The sequence below is a fragment of the Nocardiopsis sp. iso_25 genome (genome assembly GCF_056173305.1).
Window position 1 is genome coordinate 1,005,602 of record NZ_CM149667.1, and the last position, 25,958, is coordinate 1,031,559.

19 protein-coding genes are annotated in these 25,958 nt (G+C 72.5%); 17 read left to right on the forward strand and 2 right to left on the reverse strand.

All coding sequences use genetic code 11. From position 1 onward, the window contains the following. Window positions 1–220: 220 nt before the first annotated feature. On the forward strand, window positions 221–886 hold the full coding sequence (locus AC0VX6_RS04605) for a cellulose binding domain-containing protein (protein ID WP_416025638.1): 666 nt from the start codon (window positions 221–223) through the stop codon (window positions 884–886). A gap of 139 nt (window positions 887–1,025) precedes the next feature. On the opposite strand, the gene rpmB is transcribed toward AC0VX6_RS04605, so the two are convergent. Further along, a complete protein-coding gene (gene rpmB / locus AC0VX6_RS04610) occupies window positions 1,026–1,211 on the reverse strand; it encodes a 50S ribosomal protein L28 (RefSeq protein WP_013151263.1) in 186 nt (61 codons plus the stop codon). 562 nt (window positions 1,212–1,773) lie between these two features. Between rpmB and recG the strand changes: the two genes are divergently transcribed. From recG to smc, 10 genes are all read left to right on the forward strand, one after another. Then, the gene (gene recG / locus AC0VX6_RS04615; RefSeq protein ID WP_475467444.1) at window positions 1,774–3,981 is read left to right on the forward strand and encodes an ATP-dependent DNA helicase RecG; all 2,208 of its coding nucleotides are present in this window, start codon (window positions 1,774–1,776) and stop codon (window positions 3,979–3,981) included. 222 nt (window positions 3,982–4,203) lie between these two features. Beyond that, window positions 4,204–4,785 (forward strand): 16S rRNA (guanine(966)-N(2))-methyltransferase RsmD, encoded by a 582-nt coding sequence (rsmD, locus tag AC0VX6_RS04620; protein WP_274976342.1) that lies wholly within the window; start codon window positions 4,204–4,206, stop codon window positions 4,783–4,785. Between the two features lie 298 nt (window positions 4,786–5,083). Further along, complete coding sequence (gene coaD, locus AC0VX6_RS04625) at window positions 5,084–5,578, forward strand: pantetheine-phosphate adenylyltransferase (RefSeq protein ID WP_475467445.1); 495 nt, start codon at window positions 5,084–5,086, stop codon at window positions 5,576–5,578. Window positions 5,579–5,781: 203 nt separating this feature from the next. Beyond that, window positions 5,782–6,363, forward strand: a complete 582-nt coding sequence (locus tag AC0VX6_RS04630; protein ID WP_274976344.1) for a YceD family protein — start codon at window positions 5,782–5,784, stop codon at window positions 6,361–6,363. A gap of 137 nt (window positions 6,364–6,500) precedes the next feature. Further along, a complete protein-coding gene (gene rpmF, locus AC0VX6_RS04635; RefSeq protein WP_013151268.1) occupies window positions 6,501–6,677 on the forward strand; it encodes a 50S ribosomal protein L32 in 177 nt (58 codons plus the stop codon). A gap of 545 nt (window positions 6,678–7,222) precedes the next feature. Then, window positions 7,223–7,981 carry a ribonuclease III gene (gene rnc / locus AC0VX6_RS04640; protein ID WP_274976345.1) on the forward strand — a complete coding sequence of 253 codons (759 nt, stop codon included), beginning with the start codon at window positions 7,223–7,225 and terminating at the stop codon, window positions 7,979–7,981. A 7-nt stretch (window positions 7,982–7,988) separates the two neighbouring features. Next, window positions 7,989–8,843, forward strand: coding sequence for a bifunctional DNA-formamidopyrimidine glycosylase/DNA-(apurinic or apyrimidinic site) lyase (mutM, locus tag AC0VX6_RS04645; protein ID WP_274976346.1), 855 nt, complete (start codon window positions 7,989–7,991; stop codon window positions 8,841–8,843). 59 nt (window positions 8,844–8,902) lie between these two features. Next, window positions 8,903–9,190, forward strand: coding sequence for an acylphosphatase (locus AC0VX6_RS04650; RefSeq protein ID WP_013151271.1), 288 nt, complete (start codon window positions 8,903–8,905; stop codon window positions 9,188–9,190). Window positions 9,191–9,546: 356 nt separating this feature from the next. Further along, window positions 9,547–9,738 carry a hypothetical protein gene (locus tag AC0VX6_RS04655; RefSeq protein ID WP_019608670.1) on the forward strand — a complete coding sequence of 64 codons (192 nt, stop codon included), beginning with the start codon at window positions 9,547–9,549 and terminating at the stop codon, window positions 9,736–9,738. 368 nt (window positions 9,739–10,106) lie between these two features. Then, window positions 10,107–13,652, forward strand: coding sequence for a chromosome segregation protein SMC (smc, locus tag AC0VX6_RS04660; protein ID WP_475467446.1), 3,546 nt, complete (start codon window positions 10,107–10,109; stop codon window positions 13,650–13,652). A gap of 168 nt (window positions 13,653–13,820) precedes the next feature. Here smc and AC0VX6_RS04665 read toward each other — a convergent pair whose 3' ends face one another. After that, window positions 13,821–16,475 (reverse strand): S8 family serine peptidase, encoded by a 2,655-nt coding sequence (locus AC0VX6_RS04665; protein WP_475467447.1) that lies wholly within the window; start codon window positions 16,473–16,475, stop codon window positions 13,821–13,823. 639 nt (window positions 16,476–17,114) lie between these two features. Here AC0VX6_RS04665 and AC0VX6_RS04670 point away from each other — a divergent pair. From AC0VX6_RS04670 to ffh, 6 genes are all read left to right on the forward strand, one after another. After that, entirely contained in the window at window positions 17,115–18,116 is a 1,002-nt protein-coding gene (locus AC0VX6_RS04670; RefSeq protein WP_475467449.1) for an ABC transporter substrate-binding protein, read from the forward strand. Between the two features lies 1 nt (window position 18,117). After that, window positions 18,118–19,152 (forward strand): FecCD family ABC transporter permease, encoded by a 1,035-nt coding sequence (locus AC0VX6_RS04675; RefSeq protein WP_475467451.1) that lies wholly within the window; start codon window positions 18,118–18,120, stop codon window positions 19,150–19,152. A gap of 130 nt (window positions 19,153–19,282) precedes the next feature. Next, a complete protein-coding gene (gene ftsY / locus AC0VX6_RS04680; protein WP_274976352.1) occupies window positions 19,283–20,467 on the forward strand; it encodes a signal recognition particle-docking protein FtsY in 1,185 nt (394 codons plus the stop codon). Window positions 20,468–20,937: 470 nt separating this feature from the next. Further along, complete coding sequence (locus AC0VX6_RS04685) at window positions 20,938–22,278, forward strand: ammonium transporter (RefSeq protein WP_274976353.1); 1,341 nt, start codon at window positions 20,938–20,940, stop codon at window positions 22,276–22,278. A 401-nt stretch (window positions 22,279–22,679) separates the two neighbouring features. Next, a complete protein-coding gene (locus AC0VX6_RS04690; RefSeq protein ID WP_475467453.1) occupies window positions 22,680–23,894 on the forward strand; it encodes a LolA-like protein in 1,215 nt (404 codons plus the stop codon). A 162-nt stretch (window positions 23,895–24,056) separates the two neighbouring features. Beyond that, on the forward strand, window positions 24,057–25,652 hold the full coding sequence (gene ffh, locus AC0VX6_RS04695) for a signal recognition particle protein (protein ID WP_475467455.1): 1,596 nt from the start codon (window positions 24,057–24,059) through the stop codon (window positions 25,650–25,652). Window positions 25,653–25,958 lie beyond the last annotated feature (306 nt).

Genomic DNA, 25,958 nt, shown 5'->3' on the forward strand with positions numbered 1-25,958 from the left:
ACGCTAGGCTTTGCCAACGCGGCCTTTCCGGGCGCGGTGCCCGCTCCGTGGGACGCCGCGGCCCCAGGAGGCCCCCGGAGCGACCGGCGGGCGGAGCAGGAAGCCACGGCTTCGCCGGTGTCCCCGCGCCGGACGGGGCGGGCACGGCGGAGGGCGACGAGGGAGGGACCGGGAACCGGAGCTCTCGGTGGAGGGCGCTGGCAACGTCGAGGGGCGGTTTATGGGGCGGCATGGCTGGCGGAACGGCAACCGCCGGGGTGTGCACCGCAGCGAGCCGGAGGACGTCGGCGTGCTGCGGCGTCTCGGCGGCCTCATCGAGAGCACGGTCCCCAAACGCGTCGAACCCCCGCGGCTGCTCAACGTGCTCGTCGTCTCCGGCGTGATCCTCGGCCTGCTCCTGTTCGGGTACAGCACCACCCAGATCTACCTCCAGTTCGGCGGCACCCCCGGCGCGACCGAGGCCCCCGGAACCCAGGACGGGGTCCAGCCCACGCACGACGCCTCGCCCGGGACCGACACCGAGGAGCCCGCTGCCGAGGGCGGGGGGACGCAGGGGCCGCAGACCCAGGCGGGTTCGGAGCCGACCACGGTCGTCTACCGCGTCACGGACTCCACGGCGGCCGGTTTCAGCGGCCACGTCACCGTCACCAACACCTCTCGGTCCAGCCTGGACGGCTGGGAGCTGGCCCTGGCCTTCGACTCCGCCGAGGTCACGCACGTCAACGGCGCGGACTGGGCGAGGATCGAGGACGGCATCCTGGCCCGCCGGCCCGCCGACCAGGGCAGCCTGGAGCCCGGCGACTCGGTGGCGCTCACCTTCGAGGCGACCGGCGTGCCGCAGAGCCCGATCCGCTGCTCCCTCAACGGGCACGTCTGCGAACTGTGAACGGGGAATCGGGTCGTCTCCGGGTCCGCCGGGGTCCGCCGGGGCGGGTACCGGCCGCCGAAAGGCTCCCGACAAAGGGCGAAGGCCTCCGACCGAGAGGGTCAGAGGCCTTCATGGAAGGTCCGGAGGGCTGGGAACCCTAGCGGGTCACCTTGCCGGCCTTGATGCACGAGGTGCAGGCGTTCACGCGCTTGGGCGTGCCGCCCACACGGGTGCGGACGGTCTGGATGTTGGGGTTCCAGCGGCGGCGGGTGCGACGGTGCGAGTGGGAAACACTGTTACCGAACCCTGGTCCCTTGCCGCAGACGTCGCAGACAGAAGCCACGGTAACTCCATTCAAGCGCTCGGGATCGCGCACGTCGCCGCACGCGAAGGTTCATCCGACCGGGAGAGGTCGGGCGGACTGGTCGGCGGTGACGCCAACCGTGGAAGGTTACACGAAGGACATGGCCAGGCGCGCGGCGCGGGCCGACGACCGGTGTCCGTACGCGTGATGGCGGGCCGCACCGTGGTCGAGAACGACCCGGGCGAGCGCCGGGAGCATCGAATACGCCACGCGGGCATGGCGGGAACGCGATGAACTTCCACGAGTATATCCCGGTTGGGAGGGGCGGGAACCGCGGGCGGGGAACCGCCGCCGGAATCCGGGGCGCCCGACCTCCCGGGAGGTGCCCGCACAGCGTTGGGGCGCCCGCCGGAACCGGGGCGCCCGCCCTCCCGTGGGACGCCCTCCAGGACCGATGATCCCGCTGTAACCCGGGGTCCCCCGGGCCGGAGGCACGGGCCGCCCCGCGCCCGAGGGCCGACCGCGGCGGCGGGAAGGCGCGCGGACGTCGCACCGGAGGACTACCGTGGCGGTGACCGGCGATCCGAGACGGGAAGCACACGTGAGCACCTGGGACGAACCGCTGAGCAGGGGGCCCCTCAGGGGCAAGACGGCCAAGGCCCTCGCCGAGAAGCTCGACCTGCACACCCTCGGCGACCTGCTGCGCTACTACCCGCGCCGGTACGACCGGCGCGGCGACCTGACCGACCTCGCGGCACTGCGCGAGGGCGAGGAGGTCACCGTGCAGGCCCGCGTCCTGGACGCCAAGCGGCGCACGGTGCCCGCGCGGCAGGGGCGGCGCCGCATGGACATGATGGAGGCCACCGTCACCGACGGCACCGGGCGCCTGCACCTGACCTTCTTCAACCGGGGCTCCTACCACCAGGGCGCCCTCGTGCCCGGGCGCCTGGCGATGTTCTCCGGCCGGGTCTCCACCTTCAAGGGCCGCCGCCAGCTCGACCACCCCCAGTACGAACTCCTCGACGAGGACGGCCACGAGGGCGAACGGGCCCGGGCCTACGCCGAGGAACTCATCCCCGTCTACCCGGCGGTCAAGGGCCTGGACTCCACCACCATCGCCCGCACCGTCGACATCGTCCTCGCCGACGTGGACAGCCTGCCCGACCCGCTGCCCCCCGAACTGCGCGAACGGCGCGGACTCCTCGGCGTCGCCGACGCCCTGCGCCGCGTCCACCGGCCCGCGGAGTGGTCCGACGTCGGCGCCGCCCGCCGCCGGTTGAAGTGGGACGAGGCCTTCGTCCTGCAACTCGCGCTCGCCCAGCGGCGCCACCGCGCGGAGGACCTGCCCGCCAAGCCCCGGCCCGGCGCGGTCGACGGACTCCTGGACTCCTTCGACGCCCAACTGCCGTTCACCCTCACCGAGGGCCAGCGGGAGGTGGGCGAACGCCTCGCCGAGCGGCTCGACGCCGCCCACCCCATGCACTGCCTGCTCCAGGGAGACGTCGGCGCGGGCAAGACCCTGGTGGCGCTGCGGGCCATGCTCCGGGTCGTGGACTCCGGCGGCCAGGCCGTCATGCTCGCGCCCACCGAGGTCCTGGCCCAGCAGCACCACCGGTCCATCAGCGCCATGCTCGGCGCGCTCGGCCGCGCAGGGCAGATCGACGGCGCGGAGAACGCCACCCGGGTGGCCCTGCTCACCGGCTCCATGAACGCCGCCTCCCGCCGGGAGGCCCTGCTCGACGCGGCGTCCGGCGCCGCGGGGATCGTCGTGGGCACCCACGCCCTGCTCCAGGAGCACGTGTCCTTCGCCGACCTGGGGCTGGTGGTGGTCGACGAGCAGCACCGGTTCGGCGTGGAGCAGCGCGACGCCCTGCGGGAGAAGGCCGTGGACGGGCGCCCCCACGTGCTGGTCATGACGGCCACGCCCATCCCGCGCACCGTCGCGATGACCGTCTACGGCGACCTCGACGTGGTCGCCCTCACCCAGTTGCCCACCGGCCGCGCGCCCGTGTCCACGCACGTGGTGCCCGCGAGCGAGAAGCCGCACTTCCTGGCCAGGGCCTGGGAGCGCATCCGGGAGGAGGCGGGCGGCGGGCACCAGGCCTTCGTGGTCTGCCCGCGGATCGGCGACGACGCCAAGGAGGAGGCGGAGGAGGAGGTCGGCGCGGGCGACGGCGAGGAGGCCGCGGGCGCCAGGCCGCCCCTGGCCGTGCTCGACGTGGCGGCGCGGCTGCGGGAGGGGCCGCTCTCCGAACTGCGCGTGGAGGTCCTGCACGGCCGGATGGCGCCCGACGACAAGGACGCGGTGATGCGCCGGTTCTCGGCCGGGGACACCGACGCCGTCGTCTCCACCACCGTCATCGAGGTGGGCGTGGACGTGCCCAACGCCACAGTGATGGTCATCATGGACGCGGACCGCTTCGGCGTCTCGCAACTGCACCAGCTGCGCGGCCGGGTCGGCCGGGGCCGGTTGCCGGGGCTGTGCCTGCTGGTCACCGACGCCGAGGAGGGCTCCCCGGCGCGTGAGCGGCTGGCCGCGGTGGCCGCGACCACCGACGGCTTCGAACTCTCCCGGGTGGACCTGGAGATGCGCCGCGAGGGCGACGTGCTTGGCGACTCGCAGTCCGGCGCCCGGTCCAGCCTGCGCATGCTCACCCTGCTCAAGGACGAGGAGCTCATCGGCGCCGCGCGCGAGGAGGCGACGGCCTACGTGGCGGCCGATCCCGCGCTGACCGGGCACCCGCCGCTGGCCCGGGCGCTGGAGACGCTGCTGCCCGAGGAGCGGGCGGAGTACCTGGACAAGGCCTGAACGACCGGGGCGCCCCGCCCGGCCGCGCTCAGGAGCGGAGGGCGGGCTCCCGGTGGCGCGCCCGGTCGTCCACGGGCCGCGGCGTCGTCCACAGGCCGTGGTTGGACCTGGTGCCGCCCGCGCGCCGGGGCCTAACGTGGAAAGCGGGGGGTCCCCGGGCCGCCAGTCTCGTGCTGCCCGCGTATCGGGGCGCCCGCGCACCCCGGCCGCTACCGTGGGGGCATGACCCGCATCATCGCCGGTACGGCCGGTGGACGGCGCATCTCCGTCCCCGAGGGCCGTAACACCCGCCCCACCAGCGACCGGGCCCGCGAGGCGCTGTTCTCCTCCGTCCAGTCCGACCTCGGCTCCCTCGACGGCGTCCGGGTGATGGACCTGTACGCGGGCTCGGGGGCCATCGGTCTGGAGGCGCTGTCCCGGGGCGCCGCGCACGCGCTGCTGGTGGAGGCCGACCGCCGGGCGGCCCAGGTGCTGCGGGGCAACATCCAGACGCTCGGGCTCCCCGGGGCGCGACTGGTCGCCGACCGCGTGGAGCGGGTGGTCGGCGCGGACAACACCGGCGACCCCTACGACCTCGTCGTCGCCGACCCGCCCTACGCCGTCACCGACGCCGAGGTCGCCGGGGTGCTGGCCGACCTGGTCGGCCGCGGCTGGCTGGCCGAGGACGCCGTGGTCGTCGTCGAACGCTCCAAGCGCGGTGCCGAACCCTCCTGGCCCGAGGGCCTGGAGCGCGACCGCAGCCGGGGGTACGGGGAGGCGGTCCTCTGGTACGCCCACCCGTCGCCCGCCACCACCCTCACCTGACGCCTGCGGCGCGGTACTTCCGTGCCCGTCGCCCACCCCGCGCGCCTCGTCCCCGGCCCCGGCGCGCCTCCCCGGCGACGGCGGGGAACGGGGTTAGAACACGGCCAGGAGGAGGCCGCCGGTTCGGGAGGGGAGGCCCGCTTCGGACGTCATGGCAGGCGGTGCGCGCAAAGAACGCACACGTCCCGACCACGGACGGAGACGTCCGCTAAACGGGTGTTGCCCGAATCCGCGCGGGGGCCAAGCCCTACCATCGCGGTACCCGAACGTCGTTCGTTGCTGAAAGGGGCGATCCACCGTGCGCCGTGTCGTCTGCCCGGGTTCCTTCGACCCGGTGACCTACGGTCATATCGACATCATCGGCCGGGCGGCCAAACAGTACGACGAGGTCGTCGCCGCCGTGCTCAACAACGTCAACAAGCGCGGCCTGTTCACGGTCCCGGAGAAGCTCGGCATGCTCCGGGAGGGCACCGCCGAGTTCGACAACGTCCGGGTCAGCGAGTTCGACGGCCTCCTCGTCGACTTCTGCCGGGAGAACGGCATCGAGACCATCGTCCGCAGCCTGCGCTCGGTCAGCGACTTCGACTACGAGCTCCAGATCGCCCAGATGAACTACCAGCTCTCCGGCGTGGAGACGGTGTTCATGACGGCGAACCCGCAGTACTCCTTCCTGTCCTCCAGCCTCGTGCGCGAGATCGCCCAGCACCGCGGGGACGTCTCCAGCCTGGTCACCCCCTACGTCCAGGAGCGCCTGCGCGAGAAGTACGCGCAGAGGAGGTCCGAGGGCCTCTGAACCGGGCCCCGGGGGTTCGGCCCCGCCGCCCGTCCCGCCACCGGGCCGGGGCTGATTTGGGCGGCAGGGTACATGCTGGGTAGAATCTCGGTTTGACCATGGGTACCGTCGGTTCTCGACGTGCCCCGACACCGGCCGCGCCCGTCGCACGCGACGTCTCCCGCACGTGCCGGTGCTGCTCCCGCAATCCTCGTGAAAGCCCGATGACCCTGTCTCGCCTAGATCCTCGTGACCCGTTCGTGGTCGACACCCGCCAGCTGGGCCGCCAGCCGGGGTCGATGCGGACCGTCAACCGCATCGTCACCGTCCCCGAGGCGTTCGCCACGGCGATGGCGGCCGTGCCCGAGGGCAGCGAGGTCGAGCTGGACCTGCGCCTGGAGGCGGTGATGGAGGGAGTCCTCGTCACCGGCACCGTCCGCGGCCAGCTCACCGCGGAGTGCTCGCGCTGCCTGGACCCGATCTCGGACGGCGTCGAGGCCGGATTCCAGGAGCTGTACCGCTACTCCGCCGACGACGACGCGGTGGCGGGAACGGACGAGGACGCGGACGACGAGGATGAGGACTACTATCTGGAGGGCGATCTCCTCGACCTCGGACCCGTGGTCCGAGACGCCGTCGTGCTCGCGCTCCCGCTCACACCGTTGTGCGGTCCGGACTGCCCCGGCCTGTGCTCCGAGTGCGGTGCCAAACTCGCCGAGGCCGGGCCCGACCACGGCCACGGCGACAACATCGATCCGCGCTGGGAGGCGCTCCGCGACATCGCGGACGACCCCGGCGAACGATGAGCTCGTGCACCGATCGCGGACGGCCGCCCCCGGGCGAGCCCCCGCCGACCGGGGCACACCTTCCCCGCCACAGTGCGCGGGGTGACCGAGAGAAGCGACCTCCCGCGACCGCGCGGGGGTGACCCAGGAGGATTGAAGTGGCCGTCCCGAAGCGGAAGATGTCGCGGAGCAACACCCGGACCCGCCGTTCCCAGTGGAAGGCGTCGCGCCCCGTGCTGGTCAACTGCCCGCGCTGCCGCGACCCCAAGCAGCCCCACATCGCGTGCCCGACCTGCGGCACCTACAACAACCGCCAGGTCACCAACCCGGCCTAGGCGCGCCGTGGATCACATCGTTGGTCCTGCGCACCGCAGCCGAACGCGTCCGGCGGATGACGGGTCCCGGGTCCTCGCACCCGGTTCCCCAGCCATCTCGGGGCGGATCCCGCACAGGGGTCCGCCCCGAAGTGCTGTCACCGGTCGACGGGCGGAGCGTCCGTGCCCGCGCACGTGCTGAGTCACGTGCCCGTGCCCGTGCCTCCCCGCGTGCGCGGCGGGTGCCCGCGCCGGTGCGGGCGGTGTCCGCGCGGATTCGGCCCCCTGCCCTCGTACTCCTTGAGCGCCGCCGTACGCGGGTTTGTAGAGTGATCCCAAGGAACAAAGCGTGATACACGACGAGCACCGGCGCGCGGGAGCGTGCGCGCGCCGCACGGCGGTCCGGGCTCTCCCGGGTTCCCGAGTTCGTGGTGGTTGCCGGGGGAGCGGAGCCTCCCGCGACGGTCACCTCGTTTTCGAGCACCCTGACGGAGCCGCGGGGGCCGCACCCGACTCCAGCCGTCCGCGCGCCGCAGCCCGGCGCGTACGAACAGGGAAGTGAACGAGTGGCCAACCAACTCCCCGTCTCCGAAGCCAAGGCGTTCCACCAGGCCATCGGGGTCGAAGTCGATCCGAAGATCCTGCTCAGGGCGCTGACCCACCGCTCCTACGCCTACGAGAAGGGCGGCCTGCCCACCAACGAGCGCCTGGAGTTCCTCGGGGACTCCGTGCTCGGCCTGGTGGTCACCGACACCCTCTTCCGCAAGCACCCCGACCTGCCCGAGGGGCAGCTGGCCAAGCTGCGCGCCGCCGTGGTCAACATGCGCGCCCTCGCCGACGTCGCCCGGGGGCTGGGCGTCGGCGCCTACATCCGGCTCGGCCGCGGTGAGGAGGGGACCGGGGGCCGCGACAAGTCCTCCATCCTCGCCGACACCCTGGAGGCCGTCATCGGCGCCGTCTACCTGGACCGCGGCCTGGACGTGGCCTCGGAGTTCGTGCACCGCCTCTTCGACCCGCTCATCGCCACCGCCTCCGGGCTGGGCGCGGGCCTGGACTGGAAGACCTCCCTCCAGGAGCTGACCGCGGCCGAGATGCTGGGCGTCCCCGAGTACCACGTGGACGAGAGCGGGCCCGACCACCAGAAGACCTTCCGCGCGACGGTCCGCGTCGCGGGGGAGAGCTACGGTCTGGGCGAGGGGCGCAGCAAGAAGGAGGCCGAGCAGCAGGCCGCCGAGTCCGCGTGGAAGGCCATCAAGGCCCGCTCCGAGGCCGCCGCCGACACGGCGGGCGCGGCCGGTGCCGTCCCCGGCGACGGGCAGGGGTGAGGCGGCCGTGCCCGAACTCCCCGAGGTCGAGGTCGTCCGGCGAGGCCTGGCCGAACACGCCCTGGGCCGCACCGTCGGCGCCGTCGAGGTCCTGCACCCCCGCGCGGTGCGCCGCTACCTGCCCGGTCCCGCCGACTTCGCCGCCCGCCTGTCGGGCCGCGTGCCCACCGCCGCGCGGCGCCGCGGCAAGTACCTGTGGCTCGTCCTGGACAGCGGCGAGATGCTCCTCACCCACCTGGGCATGAGCGGGCAGATGCTGGTCCAGCCCGAGGGCAAGCCCGACGAGAGGCACCTGCGGGTGCGCCTGCCCCTGTCGGACGGCACCGAGCTGCGCTTCGTCGACCAGCGCACCTTCGGCCACCTGATGGTGGACGTGCCCGGGGCGCGCGAGGACGTGCCCTCGTCGGTGGACCACATCGCCCTGGATCCGCTGGACCCCGACTTCGTCGCCGAGGACTTCGTGCGGGCGCTGCGGGCCCGGCGCACCGAGGTCAAGCGGGCCCTGCTGGACCAGTCGCTGATCAGCGGGGTGGGCAACATCTACGCCGACGAGGCGCTGTGGCGGTCCCGGCTGCACTGGGCGCGCTCCACGCGGGGGCTGTCCGACGCCGAGGCGGTGGAGCTGCTGGGTCACGTGGGACAGGTGATGAACGAGGCACTGGAGGTGGGCGGCACCACCTTCGACGGCCTCTACGTCAACGTCAACGGTGAGAGCGGCTACTTCGAGCGCGGGCTCAACGCCTACGGCCGCCGCGACCGCCCGTGCGGGCGGTGCGGCTCCCTGATCGTGCGCGAGGCGTTCATGAACCGCTCCTCCTACAGCTGTCCGACCTGCCAGAGGGCGCCCGGCGGCCGGAAATAAGGCCCCTTTGGCGTGTCGGCAAGCAAAGTATGTCTGCCAGGTAAGTAAGGAGTCGGTCCGTGGGGGACGAGGTCGAGGCCGTCCGGGTGACCGCGTGGGTGCGCGGGCACGTGCAGGGCGTGGGTTTCCGCTGGTGGACGCGGTCCAAGGCCCTGGAACTGGGCCTGGTCGGGGCGGCGACGAACCTCCGGGACGGCCGCGTCGAGGTGGTCGCGGAGGGCCCCAGGGACGCGTGCGAGCGGCTTCTTGGCCATCTCCGGGGCGGTGCAACACCCGGTCGTGTGGACTCCGTGGTCGAACGTTGGTCCTCGTCTGGGGGGACGTTCACCGGATTCGACGAACGGTGAGTATGCTTGTGGGGTAACGCGATTCGAGCACACCGCGCGACCGCGGCGGTCCCCAGGGGCTCGCGGCAGGGTCTCGCGGGGTGTGAGGCGACCATCGTGCGGCCGGTCCGCGCGTTCGGGCCGGACCCGGGGTAGCCGTGTTCGGATCGTGCGCTGCCACCTGCCCGGGATACCTGTCCGGGGCGTGGCCGTTACGGACTGTCGTAATCCAATCTTGACCAGCGGCGCGCACAGTGAGACTCTGGAAGACACATCGCGCAGATCTTCCACCCGGGCCGGACCACCATCGGTCGGCTTTCCACGGGACATCACGTGCGCGGATCATCACTGGTCACTCAGTGTGGAGGACCCACATCATGGCGAAGGCTCTGTTTGGCCACGTCGGCGTCTCCGACCCTCGGATGGTCTCGGAGGTGCGGCGGCTCCAGAACCGGGTACGCGACCTCGAGGACGAGATCAGCCGTCTCCAGGCACAGAACGACCAGCTCAGCATGGCCGTCACCGATGCCGCCTCCGGCGCGACCGACCGCGAGCCGGCGCTCGCCTGACCTGACGCCGTCGACGTTTCGGGCGCAGCCAGAGCTGCTCTTTCCGATGTGGTCGACCCACTGACGGGGACGCCGAACACACGAGTCAGGCGTCCCTGGCCGGGACCGTCGACGGACCGGGTCCGCTGTCCTCAGTCCGCTTCGCCGCAGACTTTCCTTTCCCTTGCGGCTCTTTTTACCGTTGTACCCGGCGGACCCTTCCGCAACCCTCCGTGTCCGCCGGACATCCCCCTCCTTTCCGCCCGGGCGCGGGTTCCGAGGCCGGGCGCTCGGGGACACCAGCCAGAACCCCGCCCTCCGGACACCGCTTCGTGGCACCCTTAGGTGGTCGCGCTGTGTATCAACGGTGACCGTCGTGGGAGGTGTGGGTGTACCTGAAGAATCTGACGCTGCGCGGCTTCAAGTCGTTCGCGTCGGCCACCACCTTGCGTTTCGAGCCCGGCATCACCTGTGTGGTCGGTCCCAACGGCTCGGGCAAGTCCAACGTGGTGGACGCCCTGTCCTGGGTGATGGGGGAGCAGGGGGCCAAGTCCCTGCGCGGCGGCAAGATGGAGGACGTCATTTTCGCGGGCACCTCCACCCGCCAGGCGCTGGGCCGCGCCGAGGTCAGCCTCACCATCGACAACACCGACGGCGCGCTGCCCATCGACTACACCGAGGTCACCATCCGGCGGACCATGTTCCGCAACGGCGGCTCGGAGTACGCCATCAACGGCGACACCTGCCGCCTCCTGGACATCCAGGACCTGCTCAGCGACTCCGGCATCGGCCGTGAGATGCACGTCATCGTCGGCCAGGGGCAGCTGGACACCGTCCTGCACGCCGGTCCCGAGGAGCGCCGCGCCCTCATCGAGGAGGCCGCGGGCATCCTCAAGCACCGCAAGCGCAAAGAGAAGGCGATCCGCAAGCTCAACGCGATGCAGGGCAACCTGGACCGGGTCACCGACCTCACCGCGGAGCTGCGCCGCCAGCTCAAGCCCCTGGGCCGCCAGGCGGAGCTGGCCCGCAGGGCCGCCGTCATCCAGGCCGACCTGCGCGACGCCCGCCTGCGCCTGCTCGCCGACGACATCGTCACGCTCACCGGTCAGCTGGCCAAGGAGGAGGCGGACGAGAAGGAGGTCCTCGCCCGCCGCGGTGCCGCCGAGGCCGCCCTCGCCCAGACCCAGGAGCGCGAGACCGAGCTGGAGGCGCAGGCAGCCGAGGCCGCGCCCGCCCTGGCCCGCGCCTTGGAGACCTACCACGCGCTGTCGCGCCTGACCGAGCGCCTGGACGCCGTGCGCGGCCTGGCCAACGAGCGCCACCGCAACCTGGCCTCCGTCTCCGACGAGCCCGTCCACCGCCGTGACCCCGAGGAACTGGAGATGGAGGCCGAGGAGGCCGCCGCCCAGGAGGAGGAGCTGCTCACCCGGCTGGAGGAGGCCCGCGAGGCCCTGGAGGCCACCGTCACCGAGCGCTCCGCCGCCGAGGACGCCCTGCACCGCGAGGAGAAGCGGCTGGAGGCCGCCAACCGCGCCTCCGCCGAGCGCAGGGAGGGCCTCGTGCGGCTGTCCGCGCGGGTGGAGAGCCTGCGCGGCCGACTCGCCTCGAACGGGGACGAGATCACCCGGCTGGAGGAGTCCGCCCGTCAGGCCGCCGAACGCGCGGAGCGTGCCCAGACCGAGTACGAGATGGCCGCCGAGGAGGCCGCCGGTCTCGACGAGGGCGACGCCGAACTCGACGCCGCCCAGGAGGAGGCGGCCCGCCGCCTGTCCGAGGCCGACGCCGGGATCAACCGGCTGCGCGACGCCGAGCGCACCGCCGAGGGGGAGCGGGCCGCGCTCGCCGCCCGTAAGGAGGCCCTGGAGCTGGGGCTGGCGCACAAGGACGGCGCCGGCACCCTACTGGGCGCCGACCTGCCGGGGATGCTCGGCAGCCTCGCGGCCCTCGTCCAGGTCGAGTCCGGCCAGGAGACCGCCGTGGCCGCGGCCTTCGGCACGGCCGCCGGAGCGGTCGCGGTCAGCGACCCCGACACCGCCGTGGCCGCGCTCGACCTGCTCCGGTCCGAGGACGCGGGCCGCGCCGGGATCGTCATCGCCCGGGCCGTCCCCTCGGTGCCCCGGGGGGAGTGGCCCGCGCTGCCCTCCGGGGTCCGCTACGCCCTCGACGCCGTGGTGGCCCCCGAACACCTGGCCGGAGCGGTCACCGCCCTGCTGGACCGCACCGCGCTGGCGGCCGACGCCGGCGCCGCCCGCGACCTGGTCCGCAAGGTCCCCGGCGTGCGCGCCGTCACCCCCGAGGGGGACGTGTTCTCCGCCGCGCTGGTGCACGGCGGTTCGGCCGCCGCGCCGAGCCTGCTGGAGGTCCAGGCGGCCGTGGACGAGGCGGCCGGGAGGCTGGAGACGGCCACCGAGGCCGCCGGGCGGATAGCCGCCGAACTGGAGGAGCGCAGGCGCGAGCGCGCCGACCTGGCCGCCGAGGTCGAGGAGCTGACCGCGCGCCGCCGCCAGGGCGACCGCAGGCGCAACGAGTCCGCGCAGCGGCTGGGCAAGCTGGGCGGGCAGGCCCGTTCCGCCGAGGCCGAGTCCGAGCGGTACGCGGCCGCCGCCGCCAAGGCCGCCGCCGCGCGCGGCGAGGAGGCCGCCAAGCTGGAGCGGCTGGAGGAGGAGCTGGCCGAGGCCGAGGAGGTGGCCGCCTCCATCGAGGAGGACGCGCCGGACCCCGAGACCCGTGACGAGCTCGCCGCCCAGGCCTCGCGGGCCCGCGCCACGGAGATGGAGCGCCGCCTGTCGGTGCGCACCGCCGAGGAGCGCGCCCGCTCGATCGAGGGCCGCGCCGAGCAGCTGCGCGCCCAGGCCTTCGAGGAGCGCCGCGCCATGGAGCGCGCCGCCGAGCGCCGTCGCACCCGCGCCGCGCAGGCCACCATCGCCGAGGCCGCCGCCGAGGGCGCCCGCCTGGCCCTGGAGCGGATCGCGGTGTCCCTGGCCGCGGCCGAGGCCGAGCGCACCGCCGCCGAGGCGGACAAGGAGGCGCGCGACGCCGAGCTGCGGACCGTGCGCGCCCGCGTCCGCGAGCTGTCCGTCGACCTGGAGAAGCTGACCAGCTCGGCGCACAGCGGCGAGGTGGCCCGGGCCGAGCGCCGCCTGCGCCTGGAGCAGCTGGAGGTCAGGGCGAGCGAGGAGATGGGCGTGGACGTGCCCACCCTCGTCGCCGAGTACGGGCCGAACGTGCCCGTGCCCCCTCCGGGCGACGCCGAGGAGGACGCGGTCCCGCTGCCGTACGTGCGCGAGGTGCAGGCCAAGCGGGCCAAGGCCGCCGAGCGCCAGCTCAACCAGCTGGGCAAGATCAACCCGCTCGCGCTGGAGGAGTTCGCGGCGCTGGAGGAGCGGCACGCCTTCCTCAACGCCCAGCTGGAGGACCTCAAGAAGACCCGCCGGGACCTGATGGACATCGTCCAAGAGGTCGACGCCCGGGTGCAGGAGGTGTTCTCCTCCGCCTACCTGGACGTGGAGCGGGAGTTCGCGGCGATCTTCGGGCGGCTCTTCCCCGGGGGCGAGGGACGGCTGCTGCTCACCTCGCCCGAGGACATGCTGACCACCGGCGTGGAGGTGGAGGCCCGTCCGCCCGGCAAGAAGGTCAAGCGCCTGTCGCTGCTCTCCGGCGGCGAGCGCTCCCTGACCGCGGTGGCCTTCCTGGCCGCGATCTTCAAGGCCCGGCCGTCCCCGTTCTACGTGATGGACGAGGTCGAGGCGGCCCTGGACGACACCAACCTCCAGCGCCTGCTGGTGATCTTCGAGGAGCTGCGGGCCGCCTCGCAGCTGATCGTGATCACCCACCAGAAGCGCACCATGGAGGCGGCCGACGCGCTGTACGGCGTGACGATGCAGGGTGACGGCATCTCCCAGGTGATCAGCCAGAAGCTGGAGCGCCCCGCCTGACGCACGGCCGGGGCCACCCTCCCGGAGGGGAGAGCGGCCCCGTGCCCTCTTCGGGCCTCCGCTTCGCTTCGGCCCCAGCCGATGGGGGTCGGTCCGGGCGCCCGCGGGGTTCCCGCATCGAAGGGCGCCCGAACACGGACCGAAGCGGAGCGGAGGTCCTCGGGAGTACTACTCTCCGCGGTCGATGGTGATGACCGGGGAGGTCCAGGTCTCCCAGTGGTCGGGGTTGTCCGGGTCGCCGAGCGCCTTGAGCGCGCGGGCCTCCAGACGGTACCGGCCGTCCCGGACCGGGGTGATCCGGTCGTGGCGGTCCAGGACCGTGCCGTCCCACGCGTAGCTGAAGAACGACGTCCCGGTCGCGCTGCGGTTCACGTGGTCCACCGACACCCCGACGTTGCGGTCCGGGTGTACGGGGCGCCCGGTGCGCTCGTCGACGACGGTCATCTCCAGCAGCGTGACGTGGTGGTCGAAGTGCGCGATGACGTACGGGACGTCGGGCAGCCCGTCGACCCACTCCAGGGTGTAGGCGGCGCCGTCGGGCTGGTTCTCGAACGTGCCGCCGCCCTCGCCCACGCACTCCAGGCCGGAGAACGCGCCGCACTCGGTGATCTTGGTCAGCCACGGCAGTTCGAGCACGTTGCCGCTGCCGTCGGTGATCGGGGTCATCGCCTCGATCTGCTGGTAGTCGCCGTTGTAGGCGGCGTAGGGGACGCGGTAGGTCTCGCCGCCGGTCTCGGCCACGGAGACGTAGCCGCCGTAGATCATCTGCGCGAAGTCCTGGGCGGGCGGGGCGAAGGTCACCTGCACCTCGGCCGTTCCGCCCGGGGCGACGGTCACCTCGTCCCGGTCGAAGGCCACCTGGGCGGAGGCGTCGTTGTAACCGGGGGTGAAGGTGTTGCCGTGGGTGCCCAGGGCGCTCTCGTGGTCCAGGGTGTAGGTGGCCTCCTCGTCACCGTCGTTGGCGATGGTGATCGTCTCGGTCACCTCGCCCTCGGTGGCGCCCAGGGACAGCTTGCCCGGGGTCACGGCGGTGGTGGCCAGCACGGCGCCGGGCACGTCCATCATGCCCGCGCCCTGACGGTGGACGTTGTCGGTGTAGCCCGCGTCGGGGTCGCCCCACCAGGCCTTGGGGTCGGCGCTGTTCTGGAGGACGTCGCGCACCTCGTGCGCGCCGAGGTCGGGGCGGGCCTCCAGCAGCAGCGCGACGCCGCCCGCCACGTGCGGCGAGGACATCGAGGTGCCGCTGATGGTGGCGTAGCCGCCCTTGGCCATGGGGTAGGTGGAGTTGATCAGGCCGCCGGGCGCGCCGATGTCCGGCTTCAGGGCCAGGTCGGGGGACAGGCCGAAGGAGCTGAAGGAGCTGATCAGCCCGCCGGTCGGGTTGGGGATGGTGGTGCTCTCACCGGTCCAGGACAGGGTGACGGGCTCGTCGCCCTCCAGGAGTTCCAGCAGGTGGGCACCGGAGGTGTCGGAGATCCCGATGGAGAACGCGCCCTGGTCGACGATGCCGCTGCCCGCGAACATGCCGGGGACGTTGTTGTACATCACCACGCCGGTGGCGCCCGCGGCCAGGGCCGCGTCGTACTTCTCGGCGAAGGTGCACGCGCCGCGCACCATCAGGGCTGTTCTGCCCTCGGGGTCGGCCTCCAGTTCGTCGCCCAGGGACAGGCAGCCCCGTCCGACGTGGACGAGTTCGTCGGTCTCGCCCGAGGTGGGCGGCGGGGACGCCTCGCCCATCTCCATGTAGGCCAGGGTCTCGCCGCTGGGGTTGGCGGTCGCCGACGCGGACCGGATGTGGGTGTTGTCGTAGGAGGCGACGCCGATCACGTCCTCGCCCAGGCCGGGGGCACCCGCGGAGTACAGGCCGGTGTCGCCCTCGTTGCCGATGGAGGCGACCACGACCATGCCCTCGTCGACGAGGTTGTCGGAGGCGACCGCGGTGGGGTACTGCGGCCAGGAGTGCGCCGAGCCGATGCTCATGTTGAGCACGTCCATGTCGTCGGCCAGGGCCCGCTCCATGGCGGCGATCATGATGTCGGAGGTGGTGGAGCCCCCGCAGCCGAACACCTTGTAGGCGCCGAAGTCCACGCCGGGCGCCACACCGGTGACCTCGCCCCGGGCGCCGACGATCCCGGCCACGTGGGTGCCGTGGCCGTGGCAGTCCTGGGGGTCGTCGTCGGGGGCGGGCACGGTGGTGGGGTCGCCCGCGTTGAAGTCGTCGCCGACGAAGTCGTACCCGGTGACCACCCGGTCGTTCGGGAAGCCGCCGCCGCCCAGGTCGGGATGGGTGTAGTCGACTCCGGTGTCCATGACGGCCACGCGCAGTCCCTCGCCGGTGAGGCCGAGTTCGTTCTGGGCGATGTCGGCCCCGGTCATCGGCAGCGCGGTGTCCAGGTCGGGGACGTCGGCGTCGCCCTCGGGGACCTCGTAGGTGACGACGGGGTAGATGGCGCTGACACCGGGGATCTCCCGTGCCGTGCCCACCTGTGCGTCGTCCATCTCCACGGAGAAGCCGTTCCAGAGGTCGCCGAACGAGTGCCGTTCGGTGTACTCCAGGCCCGTCTCCTCGGCCTCGGCGCGGAACGCCTCGTGCTCGTTCTCGACCTGTGCCGAGGAGGTGCCGGCGGTGGTCGGGGGGCTCTCCAGTTCGATGAACCACAGGCCGTCCGCCTGGTGGGTCAGTTCGCCGTTCTCGGCGGAGGGGGCGGGGTGCAGGGGGGCGAGCTCGGAGGCGTCGTCGGCGCTGGCCGGTGCGGCCGCGACCAGGCCCGCGACGAGTGTCAACCCGGCGAGCGACGCCAGGCGCGTGCGGTGGGGTACCACCTTTTCAACACATCCCTTCTCGGTGCGCGCCTCAGGACACCGGGGGAGCGGGGGTACCCCACTGGGTACGACTGTGGTGCTCAGGGGGATACGCCGCTTAATGTCCGTCATCGGTTAATCGGCGCGCATAGCAACGAGATCATTGCCGTGCGCCATGAAAGTGTCAATGCTCACCAAGGCTCAATCTGGACACACAGGGGCCTGAACCACCCCTCTGCTTTGCAGACATAATCAAAACGGTCATTCTTCTCTTTTTTCGCGAAAGCAATAAAAGATGCGAAAGGGGATGGCTCGTCCCCGCGCGGCGACCTCCCGGCCTCCCCGCCGCGAAGGAGCGCGGCCCCGCCGGAGAAAGCGCAGGCCAGGGTAGCCGCCGGGGTGCCCGCGGGGGGCGCGGCGGGCCGAGTACGCTGGAGGTTCCGGGCCGCCCACGGGCGGCCCGACCGGTGTCGACGGAGCGAAGTCCGGTGGCGCGGCCACAACCGGCCGTCCAACCCGGCGCTGTCCCGCAACTGTGAGGCCCCCTCGGGGGACGAGCCAGGTCGCCTCCCCGACACCGACGTCCCCGTCCTCGTGGGAAGGACAGGCCGCCTCCGTCGGGACCGCGCAGCTCCTTCCCCCCGCCCGACAAGGAGCACCGTGCGGACCGCACGCCACCTTTCCCCCGTCCTTCTCGGCGCCGTGCTCGCCCTGACCGCCTGCGGTGCACAGGACGGCGGCGAGCCCGGGGCCGAGCCCGCCACCGGGGCCGCCTCCGCCCCCTGCGGGCCCCCGGAGCCCGACCCCGAGCGCCTGCCCGTGGGCGACGGCACCTTCCCCGTCACCGTCACCGACGCCACCGGCGAGGTCACCGTCGAGGAGGCCCCCGAGCGGATCGTCTCCCTGTCGGCCAGCCACACCGAGATGCTCTTCGCCATCGGCGCGGGCGACCGGGTCGAGGCCGCCGACGAGTACTCCGACTACCCGGAGGAGGCCCCCACCACCTCGCTGAGCGGCTTCGAGCCCAGCGTGGAGGCCATCACCGAGTACGACCCCGACCTGGTCCTGCTCGCCCGCAGCGCCGAGGCGACCGCCGACCAGCTGGAGGACGTCGGCGTCCCGTCGCTGGTACTGGACGCAGCCCAGGACCTGGAGGACACCTACGCCCAGATCCGCATGCTCGGCGACGTCACCGGCCACACCGAGGAGGCCGACGCCGAGGCCACCCGGGTCGAGGACGAGTTCAACGCGATCGTCGAGGGCGTGTGCGAGGAGACCGGCGACGCCGGCCTGTCCTTCTACCAGGAGCTCGACGAGACCTCCTACTCCGCCACCTCCGACACCTTCGTCGGCCAGGTCTACGCGTCCTTCGGCCTGGTCAACATCGCCGACGCGGCCGACGCCGACGGGGCCGCGGGCGGCTACCCGCAGCTGTCCCAGGAGTACGTCGTGGAGCAGAACCCGGACCTGGTCTTCCTGTCCTACGGGGACGAGTCGACGGTCGCCGACGTGGCCGGGCGCCCGGCCTTCGACACCGTCACCGCGGTGCAGAACGACGCCGTCTACCTGCTCGACGCCGACATCGCCTCCCGCTGGGGGCCGCGCGTGGTCGAGTTCGCCGAGCTGGTCGGCCGGGCCGTCACCGAGAACGCGGCGGACTGACGTGCGGGGCGGTGTCGGCCTCCCGCTGGGGTGGGCCGCGGGCGGACTGGCCGTGCTGTTCGCGGCGGCCCTGCTCGGCGTCTCCGCCGGAGCGGCCTCCCTCTCCTCGGCCGACATCGCCCGGCACCTGCTCAGCCTCCTGCCGTTCGGTACGCCATCCCCCCTCACCGAACGGGAGGCGGCCGTCCTGGTGGAGCTGCGCCTGCCGCGCGTGGTGATGGGCGCGCTCGTCGGCGCCCTCCTGGCCACCGCGGGCGGCGCCTACCAGGGCGTGTTCCGCAACCCGCTGGCCGACCCCTACCTCCTCGGCGCCGCCGCCGGGGCCGGGCTCGGCGCGACGACGGTCATCGTCTTCGGCGCGCAGTTCAGCGACTCCCCGCGCGCCCTGGTCCCGGTCGCCGCGTTCGCGGGCGCCCTGCTCGGCGTGGCCGCCGCCTACCTGCTCGGGTCCACCGCGGGCGGGGGCGGCACCGCCGCGCTCGTCCTGGCGGGCGTGGCCGTCTCCTCGTTCCTGTCCGCCGCCCAGACCCTCGTCCAGCAGATGGGAGTGGACGAACTCCAGCGCATCTTCGCCTGGCTGCTCGGCGGACTCGGCAGGGGCGGCTGGGACGACGTGCGGCTGGTCGCCCCGTACGCGGTGGTCGGGCTGGTCGTCCTGCTGGCCAGCGGCTACCTGCTGGACATGCTCGCCCTGGGCGACGACAAAGCGGTCAGCCTGGGACTGAACCCGGCCGCCGTGCGCATCGTGGTGATCAGCGCCGCGTCCCTGGCCACGGCCGCCGCGGTGTCGGTGAGCGGCCTGATCGGCTTCGTGGGGATCGTCGTCCCGCACGTCGTGCGCCGCCTGGTGGGCTCCAACTACCGGGCGATCCTGCCGGTCACCGTGCTCCTCGGCGGCGCCTTCCTGGTCCTGGTGGACATCGTCGCCCGGACCCTCATCGCCCCCGCGGAACTGCCCATCGGCGTGGTCACCGCCTTCCTCGGCGCGCCCTTCTTCGTGCTCATCCTGCGCACCACGCGCCACCGCGGCACCTGAGACCCCGCTGCCACCGGTGGTTCCGGAGCGCCCGGGAAGGGGAGGGGGTCACCGGTACCCGCTTCGTTCCCGGCGCGCCACCCGGCCGTGACGCGAACGCGTCGCACACTCTGGAACACTGGAAGGTGCTATGGACATCACCTTGCTCGTCGCCATCATCATCGCCGTCGTGCTCCTGGCCGCCGGTGGGTTCTTCCTGGTCACGACCCGGCGCTCGGTCGAACCGGGCAAGGACGAGACCGAACCCGAACCCACCGGCGGCGCCGCCGGGGCCACCGCAGTGGAGGACCGGGAACGGGACTCGGGGACCGTCAGCACGCCCCCCGCCCAGGCGCCCCCGCCCGTGCGGGAGACCGTCGAACCCGCCCCGCCGGAGCTGGAGACCCCGCCGCCCTCGGCCGGGCGCATGGTCCGCCTGCGCGCGCGCCTGGCCCGCTCGCAGAACGCCTTCGGCAAGGGCCTGCTCAACCTCCTGTCCTCCGACTCCCTGGACGAGGACACCTGGGAGGAGATCGAGGACACCCTCATCACCGCCGACATCGGCGTGACCTCCGCCGCGCAGATCGTGGAGAACCTGCGCACCCGCGTCAAGGTCCTGGGCACCCGCGGCACGGAGGAGGTGCGGACGCTGCTGCGCGAGGAACTGCTCGCCCAGATCACCACCGAGGCCGACCGCGCCGTGCACACCGGCCCGCACGGCGGACGCCCGGGCGTGGTCATGGTGGTCGGGGTCAACGGCACCGGCAAGACCACCACCACCGGCAAGCTGGCCCGCGTCCTGGTCGGCGACGGCCGCAGCGTCGTGCTCGGCGCCGCCGACACCTTCCGCGCCGCCGCCACCGAGCAGCTGGAGACCTGGGGCAACCGCGTGGGCGCCCCGGTCGTGCGCAAGGAGGAGGGCGCCGACCCCGCCAGCGTGGCCTTCGACGCCGTGGCGCGGGGCGTGGAGGAGGGCGCCGACACCGTCATCATCGACACCGCCGGACGCCTGCACACCAAGACCGGGCTCATGGACGAGCTGGGCAAGGTCAAGCGGGTCGTGGAGAAGAAGTCCCAGGTGGACGAGGTCCTGCTCGTCCTGGACGCCACCACCGGGCAGAACGGCCTGCGCCAGGCCCGGGTGTTCGGCGAGGTCGTCAACGTCACCGGCATCGCCCTGACCAAGCTCGACGGCACCGCCAAGGGCGGCATCATCGTGCAGGTCCAGCGCGAGCTGGGCGTGCCGGTCAAGCTCGTCGGGCTCGGCGAGGGCCCCGACGACCTGGCCCCCTTCGACCCCGAGGTCTTCGTGGACGCGATCCTGTCCACGGAGTGACGGGGGACTCGACGACGCACGGCCGGACATCCGCAAGGGTGTCCGGCCTTTTCGTACCCGGCTTCCCGGTGTCCGCTCCTCCCGCGACCGGCCCTCCGGCGGTCGGAACGCGGATGTGATGCACGACACGTGGTGGAAATCCCGGCGCAACACGGGGGCGCCGGTACCTGACCGCGTGCGCGCCGATCCCGTGAGATGTCACCTTTCGCGACCGTGGAATCGCTCTCCGGTGGTGTGACAGGGGTCGCTCTGTGCCGGTGCACGTGCGTTCGCGCGGACTGCGGCTTCGGTTCATGACGCCTTAACACTGCCGTCTGTCCTTTTACCGGCGCGCAACACACCGGGTCCTGGCGAGAAACACCCCGGTCCGACAGTTGCCTGCGTGGTGTTCTGCATCGGGCCCGATGATGCGCTCGCTGACCGCCGCCCTCACAGACACAATCCCCCGTCCGTCCTATGGAGGCGACGCAATGATTGACTCCGGCAACACGGCGTGGCTGCTGATCAGCGCAGCCCTCGTGATGCTCATGACCCCGGGCCTGGCCTTCTTCTACGGAGGCATGTCACGGGCCAAGAGCGTCCTCAACATGATGCTGATGAGCTTCGCGAGCATCGCGGTCGTGAGCGTGCTCTGGGTCGTCATCGGCCACTCGCTCACCTACTCCGACGGGCCCGGGGCGCTCGACACCTTCATCGGCGGCCTGGACTACGTCGGCCTGTCCAACCTGATCGGTGAGATCGAGCCTGCGGCCGAGGACGGCACCGGCGGCTACCCGCTGCTGGTCGACGCCGGGTTCCAGATGATGTTCGCGGTCATCACCGTGGCCCTCATCAGCGGCGCCATCGCCGACCGCGCCAAGTTCGGCGCCTGGCTGCTGTTCGTCCCGGTCTGGGCGCTCCTGGTCTACTTCCCCGTCGCCCACTGGGTCTGGGGCGAGGGCTGGATCGAGCAGCTGGAGATCGGCGGCTACACGGTCATCGACTTCGCGGGCGGCACCGCGGTGCACATCAACGCCGGCGCCGCCGCACTGGCCCTGACCTTCGTCCTGGGCCGCCGCAAGGGCTTCGGCTCGGAGTCGATGCGCCCCCACAACCTGCCGTTCGTCCTGCTGGGCACCGCGCTCCTGTGGTTCGGCTGGTTCGGCTTCAACGCGGGCTCGGCCTACGCCGCCGACGGCACCGCCGCCCTGGCCCTGGTCAACACCCAGGTCGCCACCGCCGCCGCCACCGGCGCCTGGATGCTCGTCGAGCGCTTCCGCTACGGCAAGGTCAGTGCGCTGGGCTTCGCCTCCGGCGCCGTCGCGGGCCTGGTCGCCATCACCCCGGCCGCCGCCAACGTCACGCCGCTCGGCGCCATCGCCGTCGGCCTGCTCTCCGGTGCGGTCTGCGCCTACGCCATCAGCTGGAAGTTCAAGTTCAAGTACGACGACGCGCTCGACGTGGTGGGCATCCACATGGTCGGCGGCATCGTCGGCTCCCTGATCCTCGGCCTCGTCGCCGCGGGTGTGGCGGGCGGCTCCGACGGCCTGCTCTACGGCGGCGGCATCGGCCTGCTGGCCGTCCAGGCCATCGCCGTGATCGGCGTCATGCTCTACTCCTTCGCCGTCACCTGGGTCATCGCCAAGGTCATCCACCTCGTCATCGGGTTCCGCATCCCCGAGGAGGTGGAGACCAACGGGCTCGACCACGAGCTGCACGCCGAGTCCGCCTACGCCTTCGACGAACTCGACGAGCTCGAGGACGCGACGGAAGCGGTCTCCCTGCCGACGCCTCCGGGCGGGGAGACGGCCTCGCCGAAGGCCAAGGCCTAGACCTCAGCGTCGAGGCCGCGGGCCTTGCGCCACTGACCCGGCGAGGTGTCCAGGGGCTGACGGAGAGAGATCTCCGTCAGCCCCGTTCGTGTGCTCAGCCACTTTTCATGGCATATATGGGCATTTCTGGCACCGTATTGGCTGTGGCCTGTGTATCCGTTCGGTACCCTCTGAGCGGTACGGCGGTAGAGCCCGGGCGCACGGCGCCCGACCGACGGCTCCGCCACGCGGGCGGCCCCGTTCCCGGCTCCCCCCGAACAAGGGGCACGCGGCACAACCGGGAGCCGCGCATTCGCATCCCACACCAGGAACGGGTCGGGGACCGGCGCGTCCACCCCGCCGTCCACCCGGAAACCATGCTGATTCGTACAGTGCCCCACATGTCGGGGTCAGGAGGCAAGATGGCGCCGGTTAGTCACATCACGGGTCGCAGAGGCGGCCGCGTGGCCCTCGCCGCCGCGGGCGCGGTCGTCGCCCTCGGCTTGTCCGGCTGCTCCATCGACCTCAGCCACCTGCGCCCCGGGGGCGGCGGCGAGGAGGAGCCCAGCCCGACGGCCGCCGAGCCGGTGGCCGCGGCGCCGCTGATGGAGCAGGCCCTGGCCGACCTGGCCGCCTACCCGGCGCTCACCGCCACCGGGCAGGTGGCCGAGAGCGTCGGCTCCGCCGACGTGCGCGACGCCTCGCTGACCGTCGCCGACAGCGGCACGGCCAGCGGCACCGTCCGCGCCAACGGGATCGAGGCCGAGCTGATCAGCGCGGACGGCAGGATGTTCCTGCGCGCCGCGGAGGACTTCTGGCTCGACCAGGGCGTCTTCAGCCCCGACTTCGACGACTTCGACGGGAACTGGGTGCGGGCCTCCTCGGCCCAGGCCGGGTTCAATCCGAGCGCCTCCCTGGCCCCGCCGGAGCTCTCCGCCATCCTGGGCGGCATCGAGCTGGACTCGGAGGAGGCCGTCGAGGAGAACCTGGACGGCACGCTCACCTACCGGATCGACCTGGCGGGCGAGCGCAACCAGGTCTGGATCAACGCCGAGACCAGCCAGATCCAGCGCATCGCCATCGAGGAGCTCGTCCCCGAGGAGGCCGAGACCGGCCCCCAGGTCCGCCTGGACCTGGCCGAGGCCGAGACCGCCGCCGTCGAGGAGCTCTACGACGGCGTCACCACCGCCACCGAGGAGGAGCTGACCTCCTCCCGGGACGCCCGCATCGAGGTCGGCTGGGAGGGCAGCCCCTCCATGACGTGCGAGGACGGCCCCAACTGCACCTGGACCGGGACCGTGCGCGACGCGGGCGGCGACGGCAGCGGCGAGGTGGCCGTGAGCATGGACGTCACCTTCAGCAACGCCGACATCGGCGAGCAGAACTGCGAGGACAGCGGCACCCTGGAGGCGGGCGGCACGCTGGAGCTCTCGTGCAGCGCCGACTACAACATCGTCAGCTCCGTCCAGCAGACCTACCCCATCGACGGTGAGGCCCAGCTGTCCACGCGCGGCCTGACCGGCGGCCAGCAGGAGGAGATGCTGGCGGCCCTCGCCGAGCAGCGCGAGGCCACCCTGTCGGTTGGGGCCTCCCCCTCCGAGGAGGCGTCGGAGACGGCCGAGGAAGAGGGCAACTAGAGGTACCCGCGGGGCGCTGATTCGAGCGCACGGCGGCCGAGGGCGGGGACGGTGTCCCCGCCCTCGGCCCTGTTCCGGCCCCGCCCGCCTCGTGATACTGCGAGGTGATCCCGGCCCGGTAGGCTGGGAGACCAACTCCGAGACGAAGGACTGGCCACACTCGTGTTCGAGACGCTTTCCGACCGGCTGACATCGGTCTTCTCCTCGCTGCGCGGTAAAGGGCGCCTGTCCGAGGAGGACATCAACGCGACCGCGCGGGAGATCCGTCTCGCGCTGCTGGAGGCGGACGTCGCGCTGCCGGTGGTCCGCGAGTTCATCGCGCGGATCAAGGAGCGCGCCCGGGGCGAGGAGGTCTCCAAGGCCCTCAACCCGGCCCAGCAGGTCATCAAGATCGTCAACGAGGAACTGGTCGGGATCCTCGGCGGCGAGACCCGGCAGATCCGCTTCGCCAAGAACCCGCCGACCGTGATCATGCTCGCGGGCCTCCAGGGCGCCGGTAAGACCACCCTGGCGGGCAAGCTCGCCCGGTGGCTGGCCGCCGACCGCAACACGCCGCTGCTGGTCGCCGCCGACCTCCAGCGCCCCAACGCCGTCACGCAGCTCCAGGTGGTCGGTGAGCGCGCCGGGACCCCCGTGTTCGCGCCCGAGCCCGGCAACGGCGTCGGCGACCCCGTCCAGGTCGCCCGCGAGTCCGTCGAGCACGCCCGCCGCAACAACCACAACGTGGTGATCATCGACACCGCTGGCCGTCTCGGCGTGGACAGCGAGTTGATGCGGCAGGCCGCGGACATCCGCGACGCGGTCAACCCGGACGAGATCCTCTTCGTCGTCGACGCGATGATCGGCCAGGACGCGGTCAACACCGCGCAGGCCTTCCTCGACGGGGTCGGCTACGACGCGGTCGCGCTCACCAAGCTCGACGGCGACGCGCGCGGCGGCGCGGCCCTGTCCATCCGCCACATCACCGGCCGTCCCATCATGTTCGCGTCCACCGGCGAGAAGCTGGAGGACTTCGACCTCTTCCACCCGGACCGGATGGCCTCGCGCATCCTGGACATGGGTGACGTCCTCACCCTCATCGAACAGGCCCAGCGCACGTTCGACGAGGCCGAGGTCGAGAAGATGGCCTCGACCATGGCGTCGGACGAGGACTTCACGCTCGACGACTTCCTCCAGCAGATGCAGATGGTCCGCAAGCTCGGCCCGATCGGCAACCTGCTCGGCATGATGCCCGGCATGGGCCAGATGCGCGAGCAGATCGACAGCATCGACGACAAGGACCTGGACCGCATCCAGGCCGTCATCCAGTCGATGACCCCGGGCGAGCGCGCCAACCCCAAGATGATCAACGGCTCGCGCCGCCTGCGCATCGCCAACGGTTCGGGCACCCAGGTCAGCGATGTCAACGGCCTGGTCACCCGCTTCTTCGAGGCGCAGAAGATGATGCGCAAGATGAAGAGCGGCGGCGGCATGCCGGGTATGCCCGGGATGCCGGGCATGGGCGGCGCCAACCGCAAGAAGGCCAAGGCCCAGGCCAAGAAGGCCAAGAAGGGCAAGCAGCGCAGCGGCAACCCGATGAAGGCCCGTCAGCAGGAGGCCGACCGCGCGGCCGAGCGCCAGCGCCGCCAGGAGGAGGGCGGCCAGCAGCCGCCGCAGCTGCCCCCGGGCCTGGGGGGCGGCGGCCAGCCCACGCTCCCGCCCGGCTTCGGCGGTCCCAACATGCCCGACCTGTCCAACTTCAAGCTGCCCAAGAAGTAGGCGCGGCCGGTACCGGCCCTCGCGCCCGTCGGCCGAGGGACCGAGCGCTACCATGCGTGTGGCGCAGCCGACCGCACCGCGGACGCGGGCGGGCCCAGGGCCCGGGCCGTGTGCCCGTCTCCTCGGAGACGGGCGGTTGGCGCCGCCCGGGAGACCGGGCGGGGCGGCCCGTCCACGTTCCGGGGACGGGCCGTCTCCGTGTCCGCCACCGATCCGTGCGCGGGTGTCGCCGGTGTCGTGTCCGGGGAACACGTCCGCGTCTGGCACAATGAGTAGTCGACTAACGGTGCCGGGCCAGCCCTCTAA